A 24906-nucleotide genomic window follows, 5' to 3' on the forward strand; every position below is an offset into this window, starting at 1 on the left:
GCCTGAGCAGGGTGTCAGGCAGGAACCAGGTCTTTTGAATCAACGCTTACTTAGCGTCGCCTTTGCCCTTGTCAGCAGCAGGTGCACCAGGGACGATGCCAGCCAGGCCGGACAGCATCTGTCCAAGCTGGGCAGTCACGGCGTCCTTCTGGCGGGTCAGGTCCTCGACCTCACGGCGGGCCGCGCTGGTGGTCAGCTCGGCTTCGTTCCTCGCCTCGCTCACCAGACGGTGGGCCTCGGCCTTGGCGTCGTTGACCATCTTCTCGGCGGAGCTGCGTGCCTTGTCGACCGTGTCGGTCGCGGTGCGCTCGGACTCGATGCGGCGAGCCTCGGCCCGCTGTTCGATCTCCTTCGCGCGGTCTTCGGCGGCACGTGCCCGCTCCTCGGCTTCGCCGACGAGCTTCTGCGTGGCGGCGACAGCGGCGGAGTGCCGCTGGCCCTCTTCGCGCTCGGCCTTCTCGCGGCGCTCCGCGAGCTCGAGAGCAAGGGCCTGCAAGTCCTTGTCCCGCTTGTCGCGAGCGTCAGCGAGCAATTTGGACGCTTCGGCGCGCTTCTCCTCGGCCTCACGGGCCGCCTTGGCGCGCAGCTGGGTGATCTCACGCTCAGCGGTCGCCCGCAGCGTGGCAACTTCCCGTTCGACCGTCGCCTTGAGCTCAGCCACCTCGTGTGACGTCGCGGTGCGCAGCTGCTTGGTCTCGCGGTCGGCGTCGGCACGCAGGGTGTCGGCCTCACGACGAGCCTGAACGCGAACCTCGGCCGCCTCGCGCTCCGCCGCGGTGCGCAGGTTGCCCGCCTCGCGTTCGGCGGTTGCCTTCATCGCGGCCGCTTCGGCACGCGCCTTGTCGGTGATCTCACGGGCCTCGAGCCGGGCCCCGGACAGAATGCCCTCGGACTCGCGCTTGGACTCACCGCGGTGATCGTTGGCCTGTTCCTCCGCGAGGCGAAGGATTTGCTCGACGCGAGTGCCGAGACCCGACAGGGTCGGACGGCTGTTCTCCTCAAGCTGCTTGCTGGCATCGGTGAGCTTCTGCTCCACCGAGGCGAGCCGCTGCTCCGCCTGACGCAGTCGCCGCTGAGCATCGTTCATCCGGTGCTCAGCCTCATTGCGTGCCTGCTCGGACTGAGCGAGCTGGGCGTTCAGCCGGTCAAGATAAGTCTTGACCTGTTCACGGTCGAAGCCCCGCAGCACGACCGTGAAGTCGTGCTGGGTGCCTGAACTTTCAAAGAAATCCATGTTGGGGGAAGTTTGCTGCTGGGGCATTGGCACATACTCCCAGATACACCCGGGTCTTTCGCAATAGCACCGGGCCAGTTTTGCGCCGGGAATCTGTGCCGATGCTCTACACTCCGCTGAATCTCTTGATCGCTGAAAGGTGCTGCGCCCGCTTCTGCGGATTACGCACACCGAGGCCCTCTTGCGGGGCAAGGCACAGAACGCCGACTTTGCCTTGGTGCGTATTGCGATGCACCTCGTAAGCGGCCTGTCCCGTCTCGGCGAGCGGGAAACTCTTAGATAGAGTCGGGTGGATTTGACCAAGATCAATCAACCGGTTCGCTTCCCAAGCTTCGCGATAGTTGGCGAAATGGCTGCCGATAATCCGTTTGAGTGACATCCACAAGTAACGGTTGTCGTACTGGTGTTCATAGCCGCTAGTGGACGCGCACGTGACGATCGTGCCGCCCTTCTTGGCGACGAAAACGCTGGCACCAAAGGTTTCCCGGCCCGGGTGCTCGAAGACGATGTCCGGATCTTCGCCACCGGTGAGCTCGCGGATCCTTGCGCCAAAACGTTTCCACTCGGACGGGTCTTGATTGTGCTCGTCGGCCCAGAACTTGTAGCCCTCAGCCGCGCGGTCGATGACCAGCTCAGCGCCCATGGCCCGGCACAGGTCAGCTTTGTCCTGACTGGACACAACGCAGACCGGAATCGCGCCACCGTTGAGCGCCATCTGGGTGGCGTAGGACCCGAGGCCACCGCTGGCACCCCAGATCAGCACGACATCGCCCTGCTTCATGTTGGCGCCGTTGTGTGACACCAGCTGCCGGTAGGCGGTGGAGTTCACGAGGCCTGGGCTCGCCGCCTCTTCCCAGGTCAGGTGACCTGGCTTGGGCATGAGCTGGTTGGCCTTCACGATCGCGAGCTGCGCCAGCCCGCCGAAGTTGGTTTCGAAGCCCCAGATCCGCTGCTGCGGGTCGAGCATCGTGTCGTCATGCCCGGCCGCGTCTTCAAGTTCGACGCTCAGACAGTGCGCCACGACCTGGTCGCCGGCTTTCCACTTGCTGACGCCGACGCCAACCTGGAGCACCACGCCGGCCGCGTCCGAACCAACCACGTGGTAGGGCAGATCGTGCCGTTTGGCCAGGGGAGAGGAATTGCCGTACCGCTTAAGGAAGCCGAACGTCGACATAGGCTCGAAGATCGACGTCCAGACGGTGTTGTAGTTGACCGCACTCGCCATGACGGCGATCAGCGCTTCGCCTGGCCCCAGCTCTGGGGTAGGCACCTCCTGCAAGTGCAGTGCCTTGCGAGGATCTTTTTCCCGCGTCGGAAGGCCATCGAACATGGCTGTCTCCTCAGCGCGCACCACCATTCCCTGGTAGCTGCTGGGGACATCGATGTCAGAGAGCTTTCGCAGCTCAGCAGCTGGGTCTGCGGCGTTTTCCGCCTGCATGATCACGTCGAGGATTGCGTCCATGAGCCGGACGTTACTTAACGGTAGTAAATGTGGGGAACGGATCTGTGAAAAAGTCCACCTGTGCGGTCAGGTAGCTGACAGCGTTCCTGCGGCCGGATGACCAGAGTGTTGCCCGTGACTGTCGTGTACTTTGACTCGCCCCTTACTGACGATGAACGCCGGGCCCGGCTGTTTTCCGGTGACATCTTCGTCTTCAGCGCCACCCCCGGCACGAAAGCGCTGGTGGAATTCGCGCGGGGCATGGCTGAAGAGGCGTTCGCGCCACACTTCCCGCCGGACGCGCAACACCAGATGGGCGCGCAGGAGTATGTCGACGTCCTCGCCCGTCTCAAGCCGGCGTTCATCAATCACCCCCGATGTAAGGAACTCCTCCGGCAGATCTTCGAAGACCTCGGTGTCGATGTCGGGCAGACGCACTTTGACGTCCCCCGCCTGCGCACGATGACCAGTGACTACCTCAACGCCGGGCTGACCTACCAGTTCCACGCGCACCGCGACACCTGGTTCTCGGCGCCGTTCTGCCAGCTCAACTGGTGGCTGCCGGTCTATGAGGTGGCCGAGTCCAACGTGATGGCGTTCCACCCCGCCTACTTTGGGCAGCCGGTGAAGAACAGCTCGGCTGGATACGACTACGGCGAATGGGTCGCCAACGGCAGGCAGATGGCCGCGGCACAGGTCGACATGGACACGCGGGAACAGCCCAAGGCGCTTGAGGAGATCAACCCCGAGCCGGAGATCCGGGTCGTGATGCCGCCCGGCGGATTCATGATCTTCTCCGGGGCGCAATTGCACTCGACCGTGCCCAACCATTCTGGACAGACACGATTCTCTATCGATTTCCGGACCGTTCACCGGGCTGATGTACAGGGCCGGGGCGGGGCGCGAAACGTCGATTCCGCTTGCACTGGAACGAATTTGGGCGACTTCCTGCGGGCCACCGACTTGACCCAGTTGCCGGCCGATCTTATCGAGAGTTACGCCTGAGTGAGCGACGGCAGGGGTGGCGGGAAACGCTGAGCTTGAGAATACTTCCCGAACATGGAGTCTGTGCGTGCGGAGACTCTGCGCCGCGATTTAGCTCATGCGGTGCGGACTGGGCCCTTTTCGGCCGTGCTGCACCTCGCCATAGAAGCAAGCGGTCTGCGGCTGGAAGAGATCCAGGAACGGCTTAACGCCCAGGGGATCTCGGTCAGCCTCACGACTTTGAGTTATTGGCGACGGGGGAGAAGCCGGCCCGAGCGGCCGGATTCATTGCGCGCGGTGCGGCTGATGGAAGACATCTTGTCGTTGCCCGCCGATGCGCTGACCTCGCAGTTGGGGCCGCGAAGACCCAGGGGCCGCTGGCTTAGCCATCCGCCCGGATTCCTTGACATCGACCGGCTTTTCGAAGATCCGGCCAGCGCCAGCGTCGAGAAGATGCTCGGCGAGCTCGACAACCGGATGAATCAGGAACTCACGAGGGTCAGCCTGCATGACCTTTACGTCGTGGGGGCGAACCGGCAGGAGATCAGCCTGACCACACGCCAGGTGCTAAGGGCCAATGTGGACCGAGTCTCGCGAGCGGTGGGAGTTTTCCGCACAGACGACTTGAGCCAGCCGCAGATGCGGATCAACACCATCCGCAATTGCCGCACCGGCCGCATTAGAGCCGATGTGGACAGTGGCCTGCTCGCGGCGGAGCTGATCTTCGACCGGGTGCTCTCGGTCGGGGAAACCGCGGTCGTCGAGTATGAGATTCTCACCGCTTCCGAGCAGCCCACCGACAACTACTACCGGGCTTTCGCCAGCCCCGTCGGTGAATTTGTGTGCCAGGTGCAGTTTGACCCGACGGCGGTTCCGGCCCGCTGCTATCGCTTTGAGAAACGCTCCGTCGCAGCGCCGGAACAGGGCGTCCGCGAGATTTGGATCGGCAACACCCATGGCGCTCACGTCGTGGCTAACGAGGTGCCGCCGGGCATCGTCGGTATGCGATGGGAATGGCAGTGAGTGGCCTGAGCCTGCGGATGCTGGCAAATGCCAGATCCGTTGACCACTCACTGCCATAGCCGCGCTCCTCCCCAGGAACGATGCTGTGTTGTTGGGGGTTCATCCGCCTCCCAGCCGGGCTCAGTCAGCTCCGGCCGGAAGGGGCGTTGTTATGACAGTAAGTCGCTAAATCCATGCCCCGATAGATCGCTTAACAGGTCAGCGAGCATTCGCTGTTTAAAACTGTTTATGAGACTTATGCCACAACAGTGGGCTCAACCAGCTCAACTAATACCCCACCGGCATCCTTCGGATGTACGAAGTTAATCCGCGATCCAGCGGTGCCCCGTTTAGGAGCTTCATAGAGCAGACGCACTCCACGCTCGCGGAGTTCCGCGCACGTCGCATCGATATTGGCCACCGTATAGGCGACCTGCTGGACGCCGGGACCGTTGCGGTCGAGGAACTTGCCGATGGGCGAATCCGCCCGCAGCGGCGCTAGCAGCTGGACGTGCCCACCGGACGGCTCTGGTCCTACCTGGAGCATGGCCTCCCGCACGCCCTGCTCCTCGTTTTCTTCGACGTGAGTGCAGGTCATTCCGAACGTACGCTGGTAGAAGTCGATTGCCGCGTCGAGGTCGGGCACAGCGACGCCGACGTGGTCAATGCGCAGCAGGCCGATCGGTGTGACATGGTTCCTAGTCAGGTCGGAGCTCATGCCGGTTAGTCTGACCGAACCATCGTTCAGGAACGAGAGGGTCCTCTTATGACATCGGTCATCGTCGCCGGCGCGCGTACCCCCATGGGGCGATTGCTCGGCAACCTCAAGGACCAGCAGGCCACCCAGCTGGGCGCGGCGGCCATCAAGGCAGCGCTTGAGCGCGCCGGGGTCTCGCCCGAGCAGGTGCAATACGTGATCATGGGACAGGTGCTGCAGGCCGGCGCGGGGCAGATCCCCGCTCGCCAGGCCGCTGTCGGCGCTGGCATCCCGATGACGGTTCCCGCCCTGACGATCAACAAGGTGTGCCTTTCCGGGCTGAACGCGATCGCCCTGGCCGACCAGCTCATCCGGGCCGGTGAGGCCGACATCGTCGTGGCTGGTGGCATGGAGTCCATGACCAACGCACCGCACCTGCTGATCGGACAGCGCTCGGGATACAAGTACGGCGATGTGGTGATCAAGGACCACATGGCCCTCGACGGGCTGACCGATCCGTGGGACAAGATCGCCATGGGTGAGTCGACGGAGAAGGCCGGCACCAAGCACGGCATCTCCCGCGAGGAGCAGGACGCGTTCTCGGCCGCCTCGCACCAGAAGGCCGCCGCCGCGCAGAAGAACGGCGCGTTCGCCGAGGAAATCGCTCCGCTGACGCTGCCGCAGCGCAAGGGAGACCCGATCGTCCTGTCCGAGGATGAGGGTGTGCGCGCGGACACGACCGTGGAAACACTGAGCAAGCTGCGCCCGGCCTTCACGAAGGACGGTTCGATCACGGCTGGGTCGTCGTCGCCGATCTCGGATGGCGCTGCCGCCGTTGTCGTGATGCGCAAGGAAAAGGCTGAGGAGCTGGGCCTGACCTGGCTCGCTGAGATCGGTGCGCATGGCAACGTGGCCGGTCCGGACAACTCACTGCACTCGCAGCCGTCCAACGCGATCCTGCACGCCCTGGGCAAGGAAGGTCTGTCCACAAAGGACCTCGACCTGGTCGAGATCAACGAGGCCTTCGCGGCCGTGGGCATTCAGTCCACCAAGGAACTCGGCATCGACCCCGAGATCGTCAACGTCAACGGTGGTGCGATCGCCCTCGGTCACCCGATCGGCATGTCGGGCGCGCGGCTCGTGCTCACACTGGCGCTGGAGCTCAAGCGGCGTGGTGGCGGGCTCGGAGCCGCGGCACTGTGTGGCGGCGGCGGTCAGGGTGACGCCCTGCTGATCCGGGTTCCCCGGCAGTGATCGCTGATCTCGTCGAGAGGGCGCGCGGGGGAGACCCGCGCGCCGTCGCTCGCCTGATCACGATGGTCGAATCCGGCGACCAGTCCCTTCCGGAAATCGCTGCCGCTCTAGGCGAGCAGGCCGTCAAGGCTGAGGTCATCGGCATCACCGGCTCGCCCGGCGTGGGCAAGTCGACGACTACGAACGAACTCGTCCGTGCGCTGCGTAAACGTGGTAAGCGGGTTGGTGTGCTCGCGGTGGATCCCTCGAGTCCCTTCACGGGTGGCGCGATTCTCGGCGACCGCGTGCGCATGCAGGACCACGCCACCGATCCAGGCGTGTTCATCCGCAGCATGTCGAGCCGGGGTCACCTGGGCGGGCTGGCCGCCGCGACACCTGCCGCCGTCAGGGTTCTGGCCGGCGCGGGCTGCGACATCGTGCTCGTGGAGACCGTCGGGGTTGGACAGGCCGAGGTGGAGATCGCCAGCTTGGCTGACACCACGCTCGTGCTGCTGGCTCCCGGCATGGGTGACGCGATCCAGGCCGTCAAGGCGGGAATCCTTGAGATCGCCGACATCTTCGTGGTGAACAAGGCTGACCGTGATGGCGCTGACAACACCTATCGCGACATCCAAGGCATGATCGCGCTGGGCGGCAGCGGCGAGCGTGAGCCGGGGGCTTGGCGGCCCCGGGTGCTCAAGACGGTGAGTGCCCGTTCCGAGGGCATTGATGAGCTTCTGGACGCCATGACGGAGCACCGCGACTGGCTAGTGCAAACCGGCCAGTTAGGACAAAGACGGCGGCTGCGCGCGAGTGCCGAAATCGAGGCGCTCGCCCTGGCTGAGCTGCGCTCACGCTTCAGTGACCTGCCCGGGGAGAGTCTGGAAACCCTCGCCGCGGAAGTGGCAGAGGGGCGGCTCGATCCTTACGCTGCGGCCACAAAACTGCTGTCCTCCCTCGACTGATCGACAGGAGCCTGGCTAGGGTGGGGCGTCCCGCTCCGTAAGACCACCCCTCAGGAGGCACCCGTGACCGGTTGGTCCGTCATGCTGCGAGGCATTCGGTACCGGCCGGGCCGGTCGTTAGCCGTGTTGCTTTTAGCGGCTTTCGCGACCACGTCGGCGGTGCTGATTCCCGTTTATGGGCGTGCGGCGGAACAGTCGGTGCTGACAGATGGCCTGCGCTCGGCTCCCGCAGTGTCAGCCGCGCTGACCGTGCGCGCCGAGAACATGGACGAGCCGAGCGTCGGCGAGGTCAAGGCCTCCACGGAACGCGCGCTGCGGGAGGCGCCGCACCTGCAGCAGGTGCTCGACCGCGCGGTGACGTCGATCGAGTCCGACATCGTCCACAATGGACTGCGCGCGAAGGTCGCCTGGCGGCAAGGTGCGTGCACCCAGCTGAAAGTCACGGGCACCTGCGCGATCGACGCCGAGCAAGCGGTGGTCAGCGAGCGGTCCGCCGCTGCGGCCGGCCTGAAGATCGGTGACAAGCTCACGGTCGCGCCCGGCAAGCAGGTGGAGATCACGGGTCTTTACGTGCCCATCGATGCTTCAGCCGTGTACTGGGGAAACAGTGTCTACTTCGCACACTCCACCGAGCGGCTGGACGCGATTATCACCGGCGCGGAGTCTGACGTCCCGGTCGCTAAAAGCACGGTGAACATCACGTATCCGGTGAAGCCAGAGGCAGTCCGGCTCGACGACGCCTCGCAGATTCGCCTGGAGCTCGGAACGCTCGGCATCGCGTTGAGTAACGCCAATCTTCAGGTCGAGACGGCCCTGCTCAGCATCGTGGACAACGTGTCTCGCGATCAGGCCGTGCTGAGCCGTGCGGTGCCAGTGATCGCTGTGCCGCTGCTGATTCTGGCGCTAGTCGTCCTGGTCATGACCGTCGTTTCGGTCGCCGCCGAAAGATCACCCGAGCTGGCGCTCGCCCGGTTGCGTGGATTCCCGCAGGGCAGGGCAGCCGGATTCGGGCTCAACGAAACGCTTTTCCTCATCGTGCTCAGCGCGCCGCTGGGGCTGGCCGCCGCTCTTGCCGCGGTGGAGCTCACCGCGCGAACCGTGATGGCCGAAGGCATTCACGCCGAGCTGACCTGGCAAGCGGGTGCGGCAGCGGTCGCCGCCGTCATCGTCGCGGTCACGGCGGCGTGGCTCGCCACCCGGCGGACCTTCGCTCAGGGTGTGCTGACCTTGCTCAGGCGGGTTCCGCAGCGTACGCGTAAGCGCGTCGCCATCTTCGAAGCGATCGCCGTGACGGTCGCCCTGATAGGTGTCGCGGCGGCCTGGCGTGACCGCAGCGCCCCCGAGGCACTGCTCGCTCCGCCCGCCCTCGCGCTCGTGGCGGGCATTATCGCGGGCCGCCTGCTTCAGCTGTGGGCCGGTGTGCGCTTGCGCCTGGCTCGCCGCAAAGGCCGTATCCCAGCCCTGCTCGCGGGCGCTCAGCTGTCACGCCGGCCAGGCCCAGCACGCACGGCGATGGTGCTGACGGCAGCGGTTGCCTTGCTGGCGTTTTCGGCCGCGACATGGGATGCCGCTCAGGCTGCCCGTGCCCGGTACGCCGATGAAAGCCTAGGCGCCTCAACGGTTTACCAGGTCATGGCGGCGCATCCGGAAGCGCTGGAGGCGGCTGTCGCCAAGGCTGACCCGAGCGGGCGTTCGATGGCGGTCGTGCGCACCGACGAACAGTACGGTCAGGGCCGCGTGGAGCTGATCGGGGTGCAGTCAGCCAAACTCAGCCAGGTCGCGATCTGGAAGGGCATGAGCCAGGAGCGGCTGGCAGCGTTGACAACGGAACTGCAAGCGGGAGCGGGCAAGCCGGCTGCTGTCGGAGAAAGCCTGACGCTAAAGGTAAACGCCTCGGGTCTGAGCGAGATCCCGCTACGCCTTGGCGCTCTGGTGACCGTGCCCGGACAGGCGGCCACTGTGGTGTGGCTCGGCGACCTCAAAGCCGGCCCGCGCGACTACAGCGGCCCGGTGCCTGGATGCACCAACGGATCGGGCTGCCGGTTCAGCGGTGTCGTCATTGGACGCTCGGGCGGGCTCACGGGCGCGATCCGCGCGACGCTGGCCATCAGCGAGGCGGCGCCAGGGGCACGGCTCGATCAGGCGAGCGCCTGGAAAGCGGCAACGGACCGCAACCCCACCGCCCGGGTCAACATCTCAGCCGGGACTCCGCTAAACCTGACCGTGGAATCAAATGGCGCCGGCGATGTCGTGGTGTCCTATCTCGACACTCCGGCCAGTTTGCCGGTGGTGCTCGCGGGCAAGGTTCCGGGCGACGGGGACACGTTCACGTTCCCCAGCCTGGCGGAGGTTTCCCAGAGCTTCACCGTCATCGAACGCTCCGGCAGACTGCCGCGCGCGGGATCGCACGCGCTCTTGTTCGACCTCGGCCTCGCGTCCCGCTCGGCCTCGCTGTCCACGTCGCTGGCTGACGCGACCGACCTGCGCTACGAGGTGTGGGCGGCACCGGATGCCCCGGCTGACCTGGCTTCGAAACTCACCGATCAAGGGGTGCGCTTACTGAGTACCCTCACGGTGGAAAAAGAGCTGGACCAGCTCGGACGTCGCGCCCCGGCGCTGGCCTGGAGGCTCTATCTGCTGGCCGGAATAGCCGCCGCGCTGCTGGGCGTGGGCGTGTTGTGGCTGAGCCGCCGGCTGGGTGCGGCGGAGCGGCGAGCCGAGCTAGCGGCGCTGCGGGCGACGGGTGTTCGCCCGAAAACCCTGCGTAGGGCGGTCCGCCGGGAACGGCTGACCTCGCTGGTGCTGCCGCTGGTGCTGGGGCTGGCCGCGGGAACGGCGGCCGCGGTGCTGATGCTGACAGGGGTTCCGCTCGTGACTCCCGGATCGGTGTCCACCCTGGACGTGTGGGCGGATCTGGCGCCGAAGGCTGAGTTGGCGGCGATTCCGGTGATGCTGGCCGCGGTGGTGCTGACCGTGCTGGCTGGAGCGAGGGGACGGTTGCGGTGACAGCGTCGGTGACGTGCCGTGGGCTGGTCTATATCTACCGGCTCGAAGGCTATGACGTGGTGGCGCTCGGCGGGGTCGATCTCGACATCACCCCGGGCGAATCCGTTGCGCTGCTTGGGCCTTCGGGGTCGGGCAAGTCCACTTTGCTGAGTCTGCTCGCGGGGCTGCTGCGTCCGGCGGCCGGCCGGGCGATGATCGACGACATCGATCTGTCCAAAGCAGACGATGCTGAACTCGCCCGCATGCGGGCGACACGTGTCGGCGTCGTGCTGCAAGGGGCATCGCGAAACCTGTTGCCCTACTTGACGTCTGAGCAGAACGTTCGCTTCGCGCAGAAGGCCGCGATCGCGCACGGGGCCACGGATTTGGCCGGGCCACGCGATGTGCTTAGCCTGGTGGGCCTGACGGTCCGTGGCTTCTTGAGGCAGCGCCCCTCCGATTTGAGCCCTGGCGATCAGCAAAGGCTTGCGCTAGCGGTCGCGATGGCGAGCCGCCCGCGCCTGTTGCTGGTTGACGAGCCGACAAGCCAGCTGGACACGTCATCCCGCGACGAGATCATCAACGCTCTCGCGGCCGTGAACGCCCAAGGCACCACCGTCGTCGTGGTAACGCACGATCCCGAGGTCGGATCGCGAATGGGCCGCCAGGTCACCATTCGTGACGGCCGTGTGGGGGCCGAAGGCAGCCTGGGTGAGGAATTCGCGCTCGTCGGGCGCGATGGGTCGGTCCACTTGCCGCCCGAGGTCCTCGCTGTCGTTCCACCTGGTACTCGGCTGAAGGTGCACGTCGCGACAGACGGCACGGTGACGCTGGTTCCCGCACGGTCCAGAGTGGAGGCGGCATGACCCTCGTCGTGGAATCGCTAACGGTGGCCTACGGCAAGAACAGGCCGGCGCTGCAAGGGGTTTCGGTCAATGTGGCGCCGGGCAAGATTCTCGCCGTGACCGGTGCCTCCGGCGCCGGCAAGACCACGCTCCTGTCCGCCATCGCCGGTCTCGTGCCCGCTGCCGCCGGTTCGGTGACCCTCAACGGTGTCACGCTGCGGGACAGGGAGCACGCGGTCGATCAGCGTGTCGTGCTCATGCCGCAAAACAACGGGCTCGCCCCGATCCTGACCGCGTTTGAAAACGTGCAGGTGGCTTTGCTCGCCTCCGGGCTGCCCAACGGGGAAGCCCGCCGGATTAGCGATGTCGCGCTCAAAGCCCTCGGCCTAGAAGGCCAAGCTGACCAGCTCGTCGAGGAACTGTCCGGCGGACAGCAGCAGCGCACAGCCATCGCCCGTGGGCTGGCCCTGCGCGGAGCCGTGGTCGTCGCCGATGAGGTCACCAGCGAACTCGACGCGGGCAACCGGCAGACCGTCCTGCGGCTGCTGCGTTCTGAAGCTGACCGTGGCGCGATCGTCGTTTTCGCCACCCACGACCCCCAAGCGGCAGCCTTTTGCGATGCCGAGCTGCATTTGATCGACGGCTTCGCCGTCGCGCGTCCCGCTGATTACCTGCGGGTATAGCTAACCGGCGCTTCACGCTCAATGTCCGCCTCCTTCGCGACCTGCGGCCAAGAAAGGCACCCGGGCCTTACCGATCGTTCAGGTAAGGCGTCTACTATTCGGGGCATGACCCCTGAGGAGATACAGGCCGGACGGGAACGCTGGCAGCGCCGCTACGAGCAGGCGCACAAGCGCAACGCTGACTTTACGACGCTCAGCGGTGTCGAGGTTGAGCCGCTTTACGGTCCGCCACCGGGGGTTTCGTACCCGGGGTTCGACAAGATCGGCTGGCCGGGGGAGTACCCGTTCACACGCGGTCTCTACCCCACGGGCTACCGCGGCCGGACGTGGACGATCCGTCAGTTCGCCGGATTCGGCAACGCCGTGCAGACCAACGAGCGCTACAAGATGATCCTGTCGTCCGGCGGTGGCGGGCTGTCAGTCGCCTTCGACATGCCGACCCTCATGGGACGCGACAGCGATGACCCGCGCAGTCTGGGCGAGGTCGGCCACTGCGGCGTCGCCATCGACTCGGCGGCTGACATGGACATCCTCTTCGACGGGATCAAACTTCAGGACGTCACGACGTCGATGACGATCAGTGGCCCAGCTGTCCCCGTGTTCTGCATGTACCTCGTCGCGGCGGAACGTCAGGGTGCCGATCTGTCCAAGTTGGACGGAACGCTGCAGACGGACATCTTCAAGGAATACATCGCGCAAAAGGAGTGGCTGTTCGACCCCGAACCGCACCTGCGCCTCATCGGTGACCTGATGGAGTACTGCGCGTCGAATATCCCGCGCTACAAACCACTTTCCGTCAGCGGCTACCACATCCGTGAAGCGGGTTCGACCGCCGCGCAGGAGCTGGCCTACACCCTGGCCGACGGCTTCGGTTACGTCGAGCTCGGCCTGTCTCGTGGGCTCGACGTCAACACGTTCGCCCCTGGGCTGAGCTTCTTCTTCGACGCGCACATCGACTTCTTCGAAGAGATCGCCAAGTTCCGTGCCGCACGGCGGATCTGGGCCCGCTGGATGCGCGACGTCTACGGAGCGACCAGTGAGAAGGCGCAGTGGCTGCGCTTCCACACGCAAACGGCTGGTGTGTCACTGACCGCCCAGCAGCCGGTGAACAACGTCGTGCGGACCGCCGTCGAAGCGTTGAGCGCCATCCTCGGTGGCACGAACTCGTTGCACACCAACGCTTTGGACGAGACCCTGGCGTTGCCGACGGACGAAAGCGCCGAGATCGCGCTGCGGACACAAACCGTGCTGATGGAAGAAACCGGCGTCGTCAACGTCGCCGACCCGCTCGGCGGCAGCTGGTATGTCGAAGCCCTAACCGACAAGATCGAAGCAGAAGCCGAGGCGATCTTCGCCCGCATCCGCGACCTGGGCCACGACGGCACCATCACCAGCGGCATCCTCAAGGGCATCGAAGACGGCTGGTTCACCTCAGCGATCGCCGACAGCGCGTACATCTACCAGAAAGCCTTGGAAGACAACAGCAAGCGGATCGTTGGCGTGAACGTGCACACGAGCACGATCGCCAAGGACCTGGAAATCCTGCGCGTGTCCCACGAGGTCGAGACCGAACAGGTCCGGGCCCTCAAGGGCCGCCGCGAAAAGCGCGACGAGTCCAAAGTGACCGATGCGATCAAGCGCATGGTGCAAGCGGCACACGGCGGTGAGAACATGATCCCGTCCATGCTCGACGCCTGCCGCGCCGAAGCCACCCTCGGCGAAATCTGCGACGCCCTCCGCGAAGAGTGGGGCGTCTACCGCGAGCCCGCTCGCTTCTGATATTCCGCCTTCTCGTCTAGGGCCGGGTTGCTTCACCGCGACCCGGCCCTTCGCGTGGCAGGCCGTGTTAGCTCCTTCATTTTTGGTTCGCCGGTCCGCCGTGGTGCTGGCCGCAAGCTCCCGCGCGGCACGCCACCTCCGCGCATCCCCGGCCCGCGAAGCCGTTTCCCCGCAACCTTTGCCAGCGGCTCTAGGTCGGGCTTCGCCGCAAACCCTGCCCACATCGCTTCCGCGCCAACGCATTCGGCGATGCCGCTTCTCCTACGGTTTAACGCTGCCGCTTTCATCGCCGCTCGTGCATCGCGATGCTTTCGCCGCCGCACCCCCGGGTGCCCTAGCTTTGCTCTCCGCTTCACCGCCGCACCCCCGGTGCCCCGCCCTTTGCTCGGCGCTTCGCCGATAGCTTCCCCGCCGAAGCTTCATCGCGGCCGCACGCTCGTGAGTCCCGGGTTTGCGAAGGCTGCTTCGTTGCCGCATTGCTCGCGCATTCGGCGAGGCCGCTTCTCCGGCCGCTTCTCCGGCCGCTTGGCCGGCGGCGGAAGGCGGGAGCTTCATCGTGATCCACAGCCAAAGGTGAGATCCACATCCCTTGGGACGTGATCAACAGGCGATTTGATCACGTCCCAAGGGATGTGGATCAGGAAAGGGCCGGCGCAGCGGCGGGAAAGGGCCGGCGCAGCGGCGGGAAAGGGCCGGCGCAGGGGGCGGGAAGGGGAGGCGAGGCAAGCGAGGCGAGGCACGGGAAGCGGCGGGGAAGGGATGTGGATCAGGGAAGAGGGCGCAGGGCAAGGCGAGGCGGGGCGGGGCAGGGCAGGGGACGTCGGGGGCAGGGGCCGACGGGCGGGTTGGTGTCAGCGATAAGCTGAGGAACCATGAGTGAGCAGCGACCGGGACAGTCGATTTTCACCCGTGGTGCGGTGGATCTGAGCGCGCTGGCCAGTAGGCCCGCGCCGGCTAGTGCGCAGCCGGAAGAGGCGGCGGCGCCGAGGCCAGCGGACGCCACGTGGGTTGATGTCACGGAGGCCAATGTTCAGGCGGAAGTGCTTGAGCGCTCTCTGCAAACCCCCGTCGTGGTGGCGTTTGTCGTCGACCACCCCGAGGTGAATCCCTACTTCGACGATCTAGCTAAGCAAAATGCCGACGATGGTGGCACCTGGATTCTTGCCCGCGTCGATCTGCAGTCGCAGCCGCGGTTGGCGCAGATGTTCCGGGTGCAGTCCGTTCCGATGGTGTTCGCGATCGTTGGCGGTCAGCCGGTTGATGCCGTACCGGGGCTGTTGCCGCCTAGTGACCTGCGCAAGTGGCTCGATGCGGTGCTGAAGGCCGGCGGGGTTGAGGTCGAGGTGCCCGAGGATCCGCGGCTGGCTGAGGCTGACGAGCACTTGATGATGGGCGAGCTTGACGAAGCCGAAGCCGCCTACAAGAAGATCCTCTCGGACTCCCCGCGCAACGAAGGTGCTGAAGCGGGTCTCGCGCATGTGACGCTCGCCAAGCGGGTCAAGGGGGCTGACCCGGCCGACGCTTTGGCAAAAGCGCAGGCCGCGCCCGATGACTTGAAGGCGCAGATGCTCGCCGCCGACGTTGAGGTGCTGGCCGGTCAGGCGGAACAGGCCTATCAAAGACTGGTGAATCTGGTTCGCCGTGTTTATGGTGACGATCGGGAGGCTGTGCGCCAGCACCTGCTGTCGCTCTTCGCCGTTGCCGGACCGGACGATCCGGCCGTCGCCACGGCCCGGCGATCCCTGGCGAGCGCATTGTTCTAAACGACTCGGGGAGGGGTGGGTGTGCGCCGTATAGCGGTGCTTGACGCACCCACCAACCTGGGGCTTCGCCCGCCTACGGCGACGTCTGTTCCCGGCTGTGCCAAAGCGCCAGGTGCGTTGCGGGACAGGGGTTTGCTGACTCGGCTCAATGCCCGCGACGCGGGCTGCCTGACGCCGCCTCGGTATGACCCGGGCGACTGGCGGCCCGGCGATGGTGTTTCACACGCGGCGCAAATCCACTCGTACTCACTGCGTCTAGCCGACCGCATCGGCGCCATTGTGGACAATGACGAATTCCCGTTGGTCCTGGGCGGCGACTGTTCCGTGCTGCTGGGCTCTGGCCTGGCGATGCGCCGTCTGGGAGCGGAAATCGATGGACGGATCGGGCTTGTGTTCGTCGATGGGCACTCGGATTTCCGGCATCCAGGCAACGCGGCTTACGTCGGTGCGGCCGCGGGCGAGGATCTCGCGCTCGTGACTGGACGTGGACAGGCCGACTTAGCTGGGATAGAAGGCCGCCGCCCGTATTTCCGGGACTCTGACGTCGTGGTTCTGGGCATCCGCGAAAACGACGAGTACCGCCTCGATCTGCAAGCAGCGGGATTTTCCGTGCGCCCGGCTCCTGTCGTGCGCGCCGAAGGTGGCGCCCGCACCGCTCAGTGGGCCCGTGAGCAACTAGCGGACTGCGCGGGTTACTGGCTGCACGTGGACGCCGACGTGCTCGACGCGACGATTATGCCGGCCGTGGACGCGCCGTCACCGGGTGGCATCGCCTTCGCTGAGCTTGAGTTGCTCATCTCGGGTCTCGTGGGCACGCCGCACTGCCTCGGGATGGAACTCACGATCTTCGATCCTGATCACGACCCGCAGGGCACTTACGCTTCTGAACTGGTGTCCACCCTGGCCGCCGGGCTGTCGCCGTTGCTGCCCCAGCGTGGTGCGCCTAACGTTCCGCTGCCCCGCGCGGCGAGTGACCCCAAGCTGATTCGCTAGTCTGCTCGGCATGTCAGCAGTGGTGACCGTCTGCGCGTTCGTGCTCGCGGCGATCGGGCTCGTTGAGTTCGCCCTGCGCCGCCCACCCGGCAAGGTGCAGTTCATGGGCACTGTCGTCGTGGGCCTGGCGGCGCTCGCGCTAGTCATCTTCACCATCGCTTCGGGCGCCCCCAAAGAGCCAATAACCTTTTGGGGGTACTCCATAAGCCTGCTCCTGCTCCCCCCGGCGGCCTGGGTCCTGGCGCGGATGGAGCCGACGAGGTTTGGCAGCCTGATCGTGGGCTGCGGTGCGCTGATTGTTCCGGTGCTGGTGCTGCGATTGGGGCAAACGTGGGGCGTGCATTAACCTTCATCTATGGTGTCTTCGCTCTGTCGGCGACCGCTAGAGCGTCCGTTCAGATCGCGGCGAAGTTCTCCCAAGCCCCCGTGGCCTACCTGTTGTCACTGCTGGCAGGTCTGATCTACATCCTCGCCACGATCGGTCTCGCGCGCGGATACCGCAAGCTGGCCCTCGCGTGTGTCTCGTTCGAGCTCGTGGGCGTGCTCACGGTCGGCACGGCCAGCCTGCTGTGGCCATCGTCGTTTCCAGACGCGACAGTCTGGTCGAAGTTTGGCATCGGCTATGCCTTCGTCCCGCTGATCCTGCCGTTCCTGGGCTTGGCCTACCTCCTGCGCACTAAGCCTGCGCCCGCGTAGGAATCTCGACCTCACCGTTTGCCAGCAGCGACAACCGGCTTAACAGTGCTGGGACATAGCTGCCGTCACGCAGGTGGTAAATCTCGACCTGCGCATCCTCACGGTTGGCTGGAATTTCGTCGATGATCCAGTATTCCGGGATGCCTGCAGACGCATACTCGTGCATCTTGGTTTCCCGATCACGCTTCACTGCCGCTTTGTCTGCATGCCGGTCGGTGTCATGTGAAATCACCTCAACGGCCAGCTCGATCATGTCTGCGGTCAAGCCTTTTTCGAGTGACTGCTTCAAGAACTGGCGGCTTAATGAGAGCGCGACGATGTCGGGCCGGCGGCCGTTGTCGCCGACGGACACCGGAACATCGCCGGTCACTGTCGGATAGCGCCGCTTCAGAACCTCTTGAACGTCGTCAACGGTTAGTTGATGCCAGACGCTCGGAGGGGTCATGATCTCCAGCTTTCCGTCGCTGATTTCGAACGGCGTGTCTTCTAGGTCGATGCGGAACATGTCATCGGCCCTAAGTGGACGTGCTGGTAGTAAAGCCCGGACCATAACGTCAGCCATATCGGCCAGTCTACGTGCGTGAGTCGGCTCGCGCAGCGTCCCAACAGCTCAGAGAGCCCGGAGGAAGGCCTCCGTGATTGGCAGGGCGGTTTCGGCTGGCTTGACACCCTGCTCGACGAACACGGCGAAGGCGATGTCTCCGGACCAGCCGATGAACCAGGCGTGCGTCTTGGACGGGTCGCCGGTGACGTATTCGGCCGTGCCCGTCTTGCCGGACACGTTGCCGGGCACGTCGGCCAGTGACGTGGCCGTGCCGTCGGTGACGACCTGGCGCATCATCACGCGCAGCGGGTCCACAGTGGACGCTTTCAGGACGGGGCCGTCCGGCGCCGGTTTCGCGGGGGCGGGATCGAGCAGCAGCACCGGCTGCTTCCACTGGCCACGGGCGATGGCGGCGGCGACGCCAGCCATCGCGACTGGGCTGACGACAGTTGTGCCCTGGCCGAACGCGGCAGCGGCCTGCTCGCCCGCGTCACCGTTCTGCGACACCTTGCCCGAGGATGCCTCCGTGCCGAGGTCCCACTGCTGTCCTAAGCCGACGGTCGCGCCAGCCTGGGCCAGCCCTGTCGGGCCGAGCAGCGGCGCGAGAGAAGCGAACGCCGTGTTGCAGGAGCGGTAGAAATCGACGCGGAACGGCGGGTTGCCCGGGATGTCGAAGTTCCCAGAGTTGTGGATCGGCGGACGGCCAGCCACGTTGAAGACGCCCGGGCACGCCACGCCCTGCTCCGAGGTCACCTTGCCGGCGTCCAAAAGACCAAGGGCGGTAACGGCTTTGAACGTCGAACCGGGCGGCACACTAGCCGTGAACGCCATGTTGTAGTCGATGCCCTTGTTGGCCACGGCGAGAATCTGGCCGTCGGAGACGCGGATCGCGACGAGAGCGGCGTTGCGGTTTCCCGCGCTGGCAAGTGACGCCTCGGCCGCACGCTGCGCTTTGCTGTCGATGGTGGTCTTGAGGGGCTGACCGTTCACGGTCTCCACCGTGTGCAGCAACGTGTCCTGAGTCGTGCCGTCGGGGGCTTTGCGCGCCACGACGATCTTCAGCCCGGCCTTGCCGCGCAGGCGCTCGTCATATTGGCGCTGCAGGCCGCTCAGCCCGGCCTGGTCGCCGATGCCATAAGCGCCCGGGCTCTTGTCCATGATCTCTTTGGTCACGGGACCGGCGCGCCCGAGCAGCTGGCTGGCAAACGTTGAGCTTTCGGCCAGCATCCAGTTCGCTTCGGTGAACCGCATGCCGGTCAGCCCTTGCAGCTGCGAGCGCACCTGGTCATAGACCTCGCGGCGCAAGGTCACGACCTCGATCAGCAGACCGGCGTTGGCCGGGTTCTTCACGCGCGTGGCCAGATCAGCGGGATTTTCCACTTTGTAGACCGGTGCCAGGACCGCGACGAGGTCGCTGATGAGCTTGTCCTTGTCGCCGTGAATTTGGGCGGGCCAGATGTTCACCGTGACCACGGGGCGGGGCTTGATGAGCTCTTCACCGTTGGCGCCGGTAATTCCGCCACGGGTTTGCGCCACCCGCCGGATCGCGAGCTGATCGTTTTCTTTGAGCTGTGGATGAATAGCCGAGGGTTCCCAGACGATCTGCCAAGCGTCCTTGGCTTTCTTCAGCTTGATCGTCGTCTTGTAGTCCCAGGTGCCCCCACCTGGCAGTGGCTGTGCAACGTCAACGTCAACCGTGGCGTCCTGCTCACCGCTGACGTTTTCTCCCGTGCGCTTCAGCGTGGGCTTGGCGTCGCCGAACGCCGTGGTGAGCGTCTTGATTTGGTCCTTGACCGCTTGCGGCTCAACGCGTTCACCAGTCGGTTTAACGATCACGGCGTCGCCGAAATCGCCGGTAGACCAGCCGTTCAGGAACTTTTCGGCGAAATGACCGGGTCCGTCATCCTTCGAGCAGGCCACGATCGCTGGTGTCAGTAACGCGACTAGAGAAAGGCACAGCACAACTTTTCGCATGGGGGACACGCGAACAGGTTACCGGTTAGTCCATCCCCCGGCTGCCTACAGCCGCGACGCTGGCTAGGCTCAAGGAGAGTCCCACAGCGTGGTGGGCGAGGGGAGTTTGGCGATGACGGCGCACAAGCCGGAGGAAACGCAGCTTGGCACCCAATCCGGGGCCAGCGTCGACACTGTGCAGCGCGATGGCTTAGGTGGCCCGCTGCCGCTGTCGGATGATCTTGACGATGGCGATTTCGATGATGCCCTGCCTAATGGGGAAAGCCTCATCGCGGCGGCAGTCGCGCTAGCCGCAGCTGACCCCTCAGCGCAAGGGCTGGCCAACGCCCAGCTTGTGCAGCGCTACTGGCGCTTCGCACCCGATGAAGAACTGGTCGATCTCACGCCTGAAGAGTTGCTGGAGGCCGCGCGTAAACATCAAGCGCTGGCCGCCAAGCGGCAGCCGGGTGAGCTGAAAATCCAGCTAAGCCTGACTCCTGAGCAGTCCCACAGCGTCGTGGAACTCGTGACGGATGACATGCCATTCCTGGTCGACTCGGTGACTGGCGCGCTGATGGCGCGCAATCTCGATGTTCATCTGCTCGTGCACCCGGTCGTGGTGGTCCGGCGCTCTGCCGATGGTGAGCTAGAAGAGGTCTGTGCCGAGGTCGAGCCAGACGACGCGATCGATGGTGACATCGTCGAGAGCTGGATGCGGGTCGAGATCGATCCCGTGCGCGACCCGGCCGAGCAGGCTGTGCTCGCCGAAGACTTGCGGCGGGTGCTCGAAGACGTGCGTGGTGCCGTGAACGATTGGCCCGCGATGCGCCAGCGGGCGCTGGCGCTGGCCGACGAGATCGCCAGCGGTGAGCTGCCGGTGCCTGATCGTGACATCACGGACTCTGTTGAGCTGTTGCGCTGGCTCACCGAAGATCACTTCACATTCCTTGGCTATCGCGAATATGTGCTGTCCTATGTGGACGGTCAACCGGTGATTCAGGCCAAACCCGGGACCGGCCTTGGCATTCTGCGCGGAGACCAAGACTCCGCCCGCACCCTGAGCTCAATGACCCCCGAGGCACACGCCAAAGCACTGGAAAAGCGGCTGCTCATCATCACCAAGGCCAACTCCCGGGCCACCGTGCACCGCAACGCCTATTTGGACTACGTCGGTTTCAAGACGTTTGACGCTGACGGCAACGTGGTGGGGGAGCGCCGTTTCCTGGGCCTGTTCTCCTCGGCCGCTTACCGCACGAGTGTCCGCGATCTGCCTGTCGTCAAGCGTAAAGTGGCCAGCGTCCTGGAGCGCTCCGGGCTGAGCCCGCGCAGCCACTCCGGCAAGGACCTACTGGAAATCCTCGAGACCTATCCCCGCGACGAGCTGTTCCAGATCACCACCGACGACCTCTACCAGGCCGCGACCGGGGTGCTGCGGATGGCCGGGCGGCGGCAGCTGCGGTTGTTCATGCGGCGCGATACGTTCGGGCGCTTCATTTCCTGCCTCGTCTATCTGCCCCGCGACCGGTTCACGACGGCGCATCGCCTTGGTATGCAAGAGATTCTGCTCCGCGAACTCAACGGCATCGGGGTGGACTACACGACCCGGGTCAGCGAGAGCAGCCTCGCGCGTGTGCACTTCATCGTGCGGACCGATCCGCACAACCCACCGCACGAGGTCGACCCCGACGCGCTGGCCGAGATGCTCGGTGACGCGACCCGCAACTGGGACGACGACTTCCGGCTCGTGCTGGAGCGCAAGCTCGGTGATGAGCAGGCCAAGCGGTTGTCCACGCGTTACATGGAAGCGTTGCCCGAGACCTACAAAGACGGTCACCTGCCCTTCGAGGCGGTGCAGGACCTGGCCAAGCTGGAGCTGCTCGAAGAGCCCGGCCAGCTGGAAATGCACCTGTACCGCAAGAAGAACGGTGACAACAGCGTCCGGTTCAAGGTCTACCGGCACACGTCACCCATGCAGCTGTCGGCTGTGTTGCCGGTGCTGCATTCCCTTGGCGTCAAGGTGACTGACGAACGGCCCTATGAGGTTCGCAGAGCCGACGGCACCATCTTCCTCTACGACTTCGGCCTGGAGTTGCCGCAAGGCGCCCGGGAACTGGCCGAGGTGCGGGCGCACGTGGAGAACGCGTTCGCCGCCGCCTGGCGCACCGAAGCCGAAGTGGACGGCTTCAACGAGCTGGTGCTGCGGGCCGGGCTGACCTGGCGGCAAGCCGTGGTGCTGCGCGCTTACGCCAAATACCTGCGTCAGGCAGGGACCGTCTTTTCGCAGGAATCGATGGAGTCAGCGCTCACGGCGTACCCCCAAATCGGTTCTTTGCTGGTGGCTCTTTTTGAAACCCGCTTCGATCCACGGCTGCAGCTAAGCGATGCTGAACGGGCGGTGCAGGCCAAGGAACTCGTCAGTTCCATCGGGCGGCAGCTGGACAATGTGGACAGTCTCGACCAGGACCGCATTCTGCGGAACTACTTGACGCTGATTCAGGCGACCCTGCGCACGAGTTTCTTCCAGCGCAGCATCGACGGGCGCCCCAAGTCCTACATCGCCATCAAGCTCAACCCACAGGCGATCCCAGAGCTGCCGCAGCCCCGGCCCAAGTTCGAGATTTTCGTTTACTCGCCCCGGTTTGAAGGTGTGCACCTGCGCTTTGGCGCGGTGGCGCGCGGTGGGCTGCGCTGGTCGGACCGGCGCGACGATTTCCGGACCGAGATCCTGGGCTTGGTCAAGGCGCAGATGGTGAAGAACGCCGTCATCGTCCCGGTGGGATCCAAGGGCGGGTTCGTTCTCAAGCAGGCACCCTCCACATCGGACCGTGACGCGTACCAGGCTGAAGGCGTGAACTGCTATCGCATGTTCATTTCCGCGCTGCTGGACGTGACCGACAACCTCGACTCGGGCAAGATCGTGCCGCCGGCGGACGTGGTCCGGCACGACGGCGACGACCCCTATCTCGTTGTCGCGGCGGATAAAGGCACGGCGACGTTCTCGGATATCGCTAACGAGATCTCGAAGTCTTACGGGTTCTGGCTCGGCGACGCGTTCGCCAGCGGTGGTTCCGCGGGTTACGACCACAAGAAGATGGGCATCACGGCCCGTGGCGCCTGGGAGTCGGTGAAGCGGCACTTCAGGGACATGGGCGTTAACACCCAAACCCAGGACTTCACCGTCGTCGGCGTCGGGGACATGTCGGGTGACGTGTTCGGCAACGGCATGCTGCTTTCGCCGCACATCGCTTTGGTGGCCGCGTTTGACCACCGGCACATCTTCCTGGATCCAACCCCTGATCCGGCAAGGACTTTCGCGGAGCGCCAGCGGATGTTCGACTTGCCACGCAGCTCCTGGGACGACTATGACAAGTCGCTGATCTCCGCTGGCGGTGGGGTTTTCCCGCGGTCGGCGAAGTCGATTCCGCTATCGGAACAGGTTCGCAAAGCGCTGGGAATCCCTGGCAGCACAGCATCGATGAGCCCTGCCGAACTGATGAAAGCGATCCTGCTGGCGCCGGTGGATCTGTTGTGGAACGGCGGTATCGGCACCTACGTCAAGGCATCGCACGAGTCACACAGCGAAGTCGGTGACAAGGCCAACGATGCCATCCGCGTCAACGGAAAACACTTGCGCGCCAAGGTTGTTGGCGAAGGCGGAAACCTCGGCTGCACCCAGGCCGGGCGGGTGGAGTTCGCTCAAGCGGGCGGCCGCATTTACACCGACTTCATCGACAACTCGGCCGGTGTGGACTGTTCCGACCACGAGGTCAACATCAAGATCCTGCTCGGGTCCACGGTGGAGGATCGCGACGCCCTGCTCGCGTCGATGACCGATGAGGTCGCCGCGCTCGTGCTGAACGACAACTACCAGCAGGCAACCGCGCTGGGCGTCTCGCAAGCCCAGTCGCTGTCGCTGCTTCCCGTGCACCGCCGCCTCATCTCCGAGCTGGAGCGCGACGGCAAAATCAACCGTGCGCTGGAAGCTTTGCCAACCGACGAGGAACTCGTCGTGCGAGGCGAAGCGGGACAAGGGCTCTACGCGCCAGAGTTCGCGGTGCTGCTCGCCTACACGAAGATCGTGCTGGAAGAGGAGATCGTCGCCTCCGACCTGCCCGACGAGACCTGGACGCACCAGATCCTGACCGACTATTTCCCCACGCCATTGCGCGCCATGACCCAGCAGATGACACAGCATCCGCTGCGGCGCGAGATCGTGACCACGGTGCTGGTCAACGAAATCGTCAACCGCGGTGGCATCACGTTCGTGCACCGGGCTGTCGAGGAAACCGGGTCACCGGCAGCCGATGTGCTGCGGGCATATGTCGTGGTGCGGGATGTCTTTGACCTGCCAGCCCTGTGGGCGTCGGTGGAAGCAAGCGACAACGTGGTGCCTTCCGTCGCCCAAACGGCAGTGCTCCTCCAGGCTCGCCGCCTCATGGACCGTGCGGTGCGGTGGCTGCTGCAGAACCGCCGCTCGCCGATGGACGTCGCGGGCGAAATCGTGAAGCTGCGGCCCGGCGTCGTTTCGCTGATGCCCAAACTCGAATCGCTGTTCCTGGGAGACGAGCGATCCGCGATCAAGGAGCAGACGGAGCGCCTGCTTTCGCTTGGAGCCTCGCCGGAACTGGCCGCGCACGGGACGCGGATGCTCTACAGCTTCGGTCTGCTCGACGTGGTCGAGGTCGCCCTGAACACCGGGCGCGACATCGACGAGGTGGCCGGGGTCTACTTCGTGCTCTCGGAACGGTTCCAGGTCGACGATCTGCTCACCCGGATCTCGCAACTGCCCCGCAACGACCGGTGGCAAACGCTGGCGCGCATGGCGTTGCGCTACGACCTCTACGCCGCGCTGGCCGCGCTCACCAACGAGGTGCTGGCGGCTACTCCCGCACCGGCCACGCCAACCGAGCGGGTCGCGATGTGGGAGCAGAACAACACTTCCGCGATCGCGCAAGCCACCAAGGCCATGGGGGAGATGGACGGCTCCCGTGCCGACCTCGCCGCCTTGTCCGTCCTACTGCGGCAGATCCGCACGCTCGTGCGGACCGCCGCCGCCTAGCGCAGGCTCAGCACCGCGTCAGCGAAAGCTCGCGGTGCTTCCTGCGGAAC

Annotated in this window: 18 protein-coding genes; 13 read left to right on the forward strand and 5 right to left on the reverse strand. The window is 65.1% G+C overall.

Annotated elements, in window-relative coordinates:
- Nucleotides 1-46 precede the first annotated feature (46 nt).
- Nucleotides 47-1261 (reverse strand): DivIVA domain-containing protein, encoded by a 1215-nt coding sequence (locus A3E1_RS0123335; RefSeq protein WP_020523203.1) that lies wholly within the window; start codon nt 1259-1261, stop codon nt 47-49.
- 79 nt (nt 1262-1340) lie between these two features.
- Entirely contained in the window at nt 1341-2696 is a 1356-nt protein-coding gene (gene ccrA / locus A3E1_RS0123340) for a crotonyl-CoA carboxylase/reductase (RefSeq protein WP_020523204.1), read from the reverse strand.
- 114 nt (nt 2697-2810) lie between these two features.
- Here ccrA and A3E1_RS0123345 point away from each other — a divergent pair, with 114 nt between their 5' ends.
- A complete protein-coding gene (locus A3E1_RS0123345; RefSeq protein ID WP_026208749.1) occupies nt 2811-3680 on the forward strand; it encodes a phytanoyl-CoA dioxygenase family protein in 870 nt (289 codons plus the stop codon).
- A gap of 54 nt (nt 3681-3734) precedes the next feature.
- On the forward strand, nt 3735-4682 hold the full coding sequence (locus A3E1_RS0123350) for a hypothetical protein (RefSeq protein ID WP_020523206.1): 948 nt from the start codon (nt 3735-3737) through the stop codon (nt 4680-4682).
- A 235-nt stretch (nt 4683-4917) separates the two neighbouring features.
- On the opposite strand, the gene mce is transcribed toward A3E1_RS0123350, so the two are convergent.
- On the reverse strand, nt 4918-5379 hold the full coding sequence (gene mce, locus A3E1_RS0123355; RefSeq protein WP_020523207.1) for a methylmalonyl-CoA epimerase: 462 nt from the start codon (nt 5377-5379) through the stop codon (nt 4918-4920).
- Nucleotides 5380-5427: 48 nt separating this feature from the next.
- On the opposite strand from mce, the gene A3E1_RS0123360 reads away from it, so the two are divergent.
- The 10 genes from A3E1_RS0123360 to A3E1_RS0123405 all read left to right on the forward strand — a co-directional run bounded on the left by A3E1_RS0123360 (nt 5428) and on the right by A3E1_RS0123405 (nt 17300).
- A complete protein-coding gene (locus tag A3E1_RS0123360; RefSeq protein WP_020523208.1) occupies nt 5428-6612 on the forward strand; it encodes an acetyl-CoA C-acetyltransferase in 1185 nt (394 codons plus the stop codon).
- Complete coding sequence (gene meaB, locus A3E1_RS0123365) at nt 6609-7556, forward strand: methylmalonyl Co-A mutase-associated GTPase MeaB (RefSeq protein ID WP_020523209.1); 948 nt, start codon at nt 6609-6611, stop codon at nt 7554-7556. The genes A3E1_RS0123360 and meaB overlap by 4 nt, the downstream gene beginning before the upstream one ends.
- Before the next feature lie 63 nt (nt 7557-7619).
- On the forward strand, nt 7620-10562 hold the full coding sequence (locus A3E1_RS0123370) for an FtsX-like permease family protein (RefSeq protein WP_020523210.1): 2943 nt from the start codon (nt 7620-7622) through the stop codon (nt 10560-10562).
- Entirely contained in the window at nt 10559-11407 is an 849-nt protein-coding gene (locus tag A3E1_RS0123375) for an ABC transporter ATP-binding protein (RefSeq protein WP_020523211.1), read from the forward strand. Before A3E1_RS0123370 ends, A3E1_RS0123375 begins: the two co-directional genes overlap by 4 nt.
- The gene (locus A3E1_RS0123380) at nt 11404-12069 is read left to right on the forward strand and encodes an ATP-binding cassette domain-containing protein (protein WP_020523212.1); all 666 of its coding nucleotides are present in this window, start codon (nt 11404-11406) and stop codon (nt 12067-12069) included. The genes A3E1_RS0123375 and A3E1_RS0123380 overlap by 4 nt, the downstream gene beginning before the upstream one ends.
- Before the next feature lie 105 nt (nt 12070-12174).
- On the forward strand, nt 12175-13848 hold the full coding sequence (locus tag A3E1_RS0123385) for an acyl-CoA mutase large subunit family protein (protein ID WP_020523213.1): 1674 nt from the start codon (nt 12175-12177) through the stop codon (nt 13846-13848).
- A gap of 872 nt (nt 13849-14720) precedes the next feature.
- Entirely contained in the window at nt 14721-15611 is an 891-nt protein-coding gene (locus A3E1_RS0123390; RefSeq protein ID WP_020523214.1) for a tetratricopeptide repeat protein, read from the forward strand.
- Nucleotides 15612-15632: 21 nt separating this feature from the next.
- The gene (locus tag A3E1_RS41690; RefSeq protein WP_083929627.1) at nt 15633-16604 is read left to right on the forward strand and encodes an arginase family protein; all 972 of its coding nucleotides are present in this window, start codon (nt 15633-15635) and stop codon (nt 16602-16604) included.
- A 10-nt stretch (nt 16605-16614) separates the two neighbouring features.
- Nucleotides 16615-16950 carry a hypothetical protein gene (locus A3E1_RS41695; protein ID WP_020523216.1) on the forward strand — a complete coding sequence of 112 codons (336 nt, stop codon included), beginning with the start codon at nt 16615-16617 and terminating at the stop codon, nt 16948-16950.
- Entirely contained in the window at nt 16935-17300 is a 366-nt protein-coding gene (locus tag A3E1_RS0123405) for a hypothetical protein (protein ID WP_020523217.1), read from the forward strand. The genes A3E1_RS41695 and A3E1_RS0123405 overlap by 16 nt, the downstream gene beginning before the upstream one ends.
- Here the strand turns inward: A3E1_RS0123405 and A3E1_RS0123410 are convergent.
- Both A3E1_RS0123410 and A3E1_RS0123415 read right to left on the reverse strand, forming a co-directional pair.
- Nucleotides 17281-17805, reverse strand: coding sequence for a Uma2 family endonuclease (locus A3E1_RS0123410; RefSeq protein WP_020523218.1), 525 nt, complete (start codon nt 17803-17805; stop codon nt 17281-17283). The genes A3E1_RS0123405 and A3E1_RS0123410 overlap by 20 nt on opposite strands.
- Nucleotides 17806-17910: 105 nt before the next feature.
- A complete protein-coding gene (locus A3E1_RS0123415) occupies nt 17911-19818 on the reverse strand; it encodes a penicillin-binding transpeptidase domain-containing protein (protein WP_020523219.1) in 1908 nt (635 codons plus the stop codon).
- A 112-nt stretch (nt 19819-19930) separates the two neighbouring features.
- Between A3E1_RS0123415 and A3E1_RS0123420 the strand changes: the two genes are divergently transcribed.
- A complete protein-coding gene (locus tag A3E1_RS0123420) occupies nt 19931-24856 on the forward strand; it encodes an NAD-glutamate dehydrogenase (protein WP_020523220.1) in 4926 nt (1641 codons plus the stop codon).
- The last annotated feature ends 50 nt before the right edge of the window (nt 24857-24906 follow it).

Origin of the sequence: Catelliglobosispora koreensis DSM 44566 (assembly GCF_000379685.1) — a bacterium.
Classification (GTDB): Bacteria; Actinomycetota; Actinomycetes; order Mycobacteriales; family Micromonosporaceae; genus Catelliglobosispora; species Catelliglobosispora koreensis.

Excerpts from the sequence above, each read along its gene's own strand:
- A3E1_RS0123335 (WP_020523203.1), bottom strand. The coding sequence starts at position 1,261 with ATGCCCCAGCAGCAAACTTCCCCCAACATGGATTTCTTTGAAAGTTCA.
- ccrA (WP_020523204.1), bottom strand. The coding sequence starts at position 2,696 with ATGGACGCAATCCTCGACGTGATCATGCAGGCGGAAAACGCCGCAGAC.
- A3E1_RS0123350 (WP_020523206.1), top strand. The coding sequence starts at position 3,735 with ATGGAGTCTGTGCGTGCGGAGACTCTGCGCCGCGATTTAGCTCATGCG.
- mce (WP_020523207.1), bottom strand. The coding sequence starts at position 5,379 with ATGAGCTCCGACCTGACTAGGAACCATGTCACACCGATCGGCCTGCTG.
- A3E1_RS0123360 (WP_020523208.1), top strand. The coding sequence starts at position 5,428 with ATGACATCGGTCATCGTCGCCGGCGCGCGTACCCCCATGGGGCGATTG.
- A3E1_RS0123380 (WP_020523212.1), top strand. The coding sequence starts at position 11,404 with ATGACCCTCGTCGTGGAATCGCTAACGGTGGCCTACGGCAAGAACAGG.
- A3E1_RS0123385 (WP_020523213.1), top strand. The coding sequence starts at position 12,175 with ATGACCCCTGAGGAGATACAGGCCGGACGGGAACGCTGGCAGCGCCGC.
- A3E1_RS0123390 (WP_020523214.1), top strand. The coding sequence starts at position 14,721 with ATGAGTGAGCAGCGACCGGGACAGTCGATTTTCACCCGTGGTGCGGTG.
- A3E1_RS41695 (WP_020523216.1), top strand. The coding sequence starts at position 16,615 with ATGTCAGCAGTGGTGACCGTCTGCGCGTTCGTGCTCGCGGCGATCGGG.
- A3E1_RS0123410 (WP_020523218.1), bottom strand. The coding sequence starts at position 17,805 with ATGTTCCGCATCGACCTAGAAGACACGCCGTTCGAAATCAGCGACGGA.
- A3E1_RS0123415 (WP_020523219.1), bottom strand. The coding sequence starts at position 19,818 with ATGCGAAAAGTTGTGCTGTGCCTTTCTCTAGTCGCGTTACTGACACCA.
- A3E1_RS0123420 (WP_020523220.1), top strand. The coding sequence starts at position 19,931 with ATGACGGCGCACAAGCCGGAGGAAACGCAGCTTGGCACCCAATCCGGG.